Raw genomic sequence first — 3235 nt, 5'->3', positions numbered from 1 at the left:
GGAGAATAGCAATGAAATGGAAGACCACGGCTGCCACGGCGGTATTCGCATTGTTTGCCTTTGCGGGCAGCGCGTATGCGGAAGGCGAACTCAACATCTTTAATTGGGGCGACTACACCAGCCCCGAGATGATCAAGAAGTTCGAGGATACCTATAAGGTCAAGGTGACGATCACCGACTACGACTCCAACGACACCGCGCTAGCAAAGGTACGCGCCGGTGGTCATGGCTTCGACATTGTGGTGCCGTCGGCCAACTACGTGCCGATCTGGGTGAAGGAAGGGCTTCTGCTTGAGGCCCGGCCCGACCAGATGGAGAACTTCAAGAATGTCGACGAGCGCTGGGTGAACGTTCCCTGGGATCCGGGCCGTCACTATACGGCTCCGTGGCAGTGGGGCCTGACCGGTATCGGCGTCAACACAAAGGTCTATGACGGCGACATCAACACCTCGGCCATCTTCCTCGATCCGCCGAAGGAACTGGTTGGCAAGATCAATGTCGCGCCGGAAATGAACGACGTGCTGTTCGCCACCATCAAGTATCTGGGCGGCGACTGGTGCACGGACGACAAGGAACTGCTCAAGAAAGTGCGCGACAAGCTGGTGGAGGCCAAGCCGAAATGGCTGGCCATGGATTATAGCGTGACCGAGAAGCTACCGGCCGGCGACTATTCGGCCGTCTACTACTGGAACGGCGCCATCATGCGCTCGCGCATCAAGAACCCCGACATCAAGTTCGGCTACCCGAAGGAGGGCTTCCCCTTTTTCATGGACAGTGTTGCCATCCTCAAGGATGCCAAGAATGTCGACAACGCCAAGCTGTTCATGAACTTCATCATGGATCCCGAGAACGCGGCCATGATCTCCGCCTTCGCCAAATATGCCAATGGCATCAAGGGCTCGAAGGCATTCATGCCAGCCGACATGAAGGATGCGCCCGAACTGGTGGTACCGCCAGAACTGGAGAAAGCGGGCGAGTTCCTCACCCCTTGCTCGCCCGAGGTGCAGCAACTCTACACGCGCATCTGGACGGACGTTCAGAAATAGCGGCACTCCGCCTTCTTCCGCGCGAGCGGGAAGAAGGCGGTCAAGGGCCGGATGAGGGGTAGCGCTGAATTCCCAGCGTTCGCGCCGCCCCTCACCTGGCCTGCCGGCACTGCCCTTCGCCATGGCGTCGGGCGTTCGTCACTCGAAAGGCCCATTCGGGGGCTTTTCGTCCGCTGTGCAGACCGCTCCTCATCCAAGTGAACGGAAGAGCGGCATGCGGCGGCAGGGAAATTCTCATGCAGTCTTACCGCAACAGCGAACCGGTGCCGCCGATCATGCAGGGGTCGCCGCCCAAGATGGTGCCGCCGAAGCTCGACTGGGACAGGGGACCCTGGAACCGGTGGGCGTTCCAGCACATCCGCGAAATTCTGCCGACTGTCGAAGTCTGGCGCGGCAATGGCCATCGCCGCCGGTTCGAGCGAGCCGAAGTCGATCTCGATGCGCTGCCGGTGAACGACAGCACGGGCGCACCGACGACGCTGGCCGGGCTGCTCGACGAAACCTATACGGACGGGTTGCTCGTGCTCAAGGACGGCAAAATCGCCTATGAGCGCTATTTCAACGGCATGGCCGAGCGCACGCTGCATCTGTCGCAGTCGATGGCGAAGTCGGTCACCGCTTCGGTGTTCGGCATACTGGTCGGGCGCGGCCTGATCGATCCGGCCAGGCCGGTGACGGCGTATCTGCCGGAGCTTGGTGCGACCGGCTGGGCGGGCGCCAGCGTGCAGCACGTGCTCGACATGACGACAGGCGTGCGTTTTTCCGAGGAATACACCGACCGCTATTCCGATATCGGCCAGGTCGATGTCGCCAGCGGCTGGAAACCGGTGCCGCCGGACAGCGATCCGGCCTTCGAGTGGCCGTCGCATATGTTCGAATTGATCCTGCGGCTCAAGGAGACAAGCCGGCCGCATGGCGCTGCCTTCGAATACCGTTCGATCGAGACCGACGTGCTCGCCTTTATCATGGAGCGGGTGACCGGCAAGCGGCTGGCGCACCTGGTTTCGGAGGAACTCTGGCAAAAGCTCGGGGCGGATGAAAGCGCCTGTTTCACCGTCGACAGCGCCGGCTACGCCGTGGCCGATGGCGGCTTCAACGCCACGCTGCGCGACTATGGCCGCTTCGGCCAGCTGATCCTCGACAATGGCGGCGGCGTGGTGCCGGCCGACTGGATCGAGGCGACGCGCAATGGCAGGCATGGGCCGGATTTCAATCCCAGCCTGCCGGAAGGCAGCTACCGCAACCAGTTCTGGATCGAGAATCCGCGCTCACGCGCGCTGATGTGCCGGGGCGTGTTCGGGCAGCTGATCCATATCGACTGGAACACGAGAATGGTCGTGGTGAAGCTTTCGAGCTACCCGGACTTCACCGACATCGCCTATTCGGTGGCGACGATGAAAGCCGTGCACGCGATCGCCGCCGCGCTGGCCTAAGTTCCAAAAACCGGAAGGAAACGCATGACCGGCAGGACCGCGTTCGAGACCAGATATGACTTTGGCCGCAACCAAGTTCTGCTCGGCAACTGGCGCGAAAGCCCGTTCAGCCGGTGGTCGTTCCAGAATGTCGGAGAGTTAGTGCCGAGCGCACGCGTGGCAGCCGTGCCAGCCAGCCGTGAGGCGTCAGCGCGGGCTCTTGACGGGCTGCTCGGCGAGCGAGTCACCCTGGCCGGCGGACCGGAGACTGTTGCAGCCTTTCTCACGTGTTCCGATACCGACGCGCTGACGATCATGAAAGGCGGCAAATTCGTCGGCGACTGGTTCGCACCGCATATGCAGTTCGGTGCGCGCCACATCATCTTCTCGATCAGCAAGTCGCTGACCGCCATCCTGGCCGGCATACTGGAAGGCGAAGGGATCTTTGATCCGCAGGCGCCGGTGACCCGCTATCTGCCGGAAGCTGCCGGCTCGGCCTATGGCGACGCCAGCGTGCGGAATGTGCTCGACATGACCATCAGCCTCGACTTCGAAGAAGCGTATCTCGATCCGGAGAGCGCCTTTGCCCGCTATCGCCGTGCGACGCTGTGGAATCCGGGTGGCGGCACCGAAAGCCTGGTCGATTTCATCCTGACGCTGCAGCGTCTTGCCGAGCCGCATGGCCGGACGTTTCGCTACCGCTCGCCCAATTCCGACCTGCTCGGCATCCTGCTCGAACGCGCATCCGGCCAGCGCTTCGCCGAGCTGATGCACGAG

General features: G+C 62.1%; 3 protein-coding genes. All 3 read left to right on the top strand.

The genetic code is table 11. The features are described 5' to 3' along the window. Positions 1–11: 11 nt before the first annotated feature. Positions 12–1046, top strand: a complete 1035-nt coding sequence (locus tag EOA86_RS27965; RefSeq protein ID WP_128344629.1) for an extracellular solute-binding protein — start codon at positions 12–14, stop codon at positions 1044–1046. 236 nt (positions 1047–1282) lie between these two features. Further along, positions 1283–2479, top strand: coding sequence for a serine hydrolase (locus tag EOA86_RS27960; RefSeq protein WP_128344627.1), 1197 nt, complete (start codon positions 1283–1285; stop codon positions 2477–2479). A 24-nt stretch (positions 2480–2503) separates the two neighbouring features. After that, a partial coding sequence (locus EOA86_RS27955) for a serine hydrolase domain-containing protein (RefSeq protein ID WP_164892039.1) occupies positions 2504–3235 on the top strand: 732 nt, incomplete at its 3' end.

Source organism: Mesorhizobium sp. M5C.F.Ca.IN.020.32.2.1 (assembly GCF_004023105.1).
In the GTDB taxonomy this organism is placed as follows: Bacteria; Pseudomonadota; Alphaproteobacteria; order Rhizobiales; family Rhizobiaceae; genus Mesorhizobium; species Mesorhizobium wenxiniae.
Note: the sequence above shows the minus strand (reverse complement) of the source record. Positions and strands in the feature narration are given on the sequence as shown.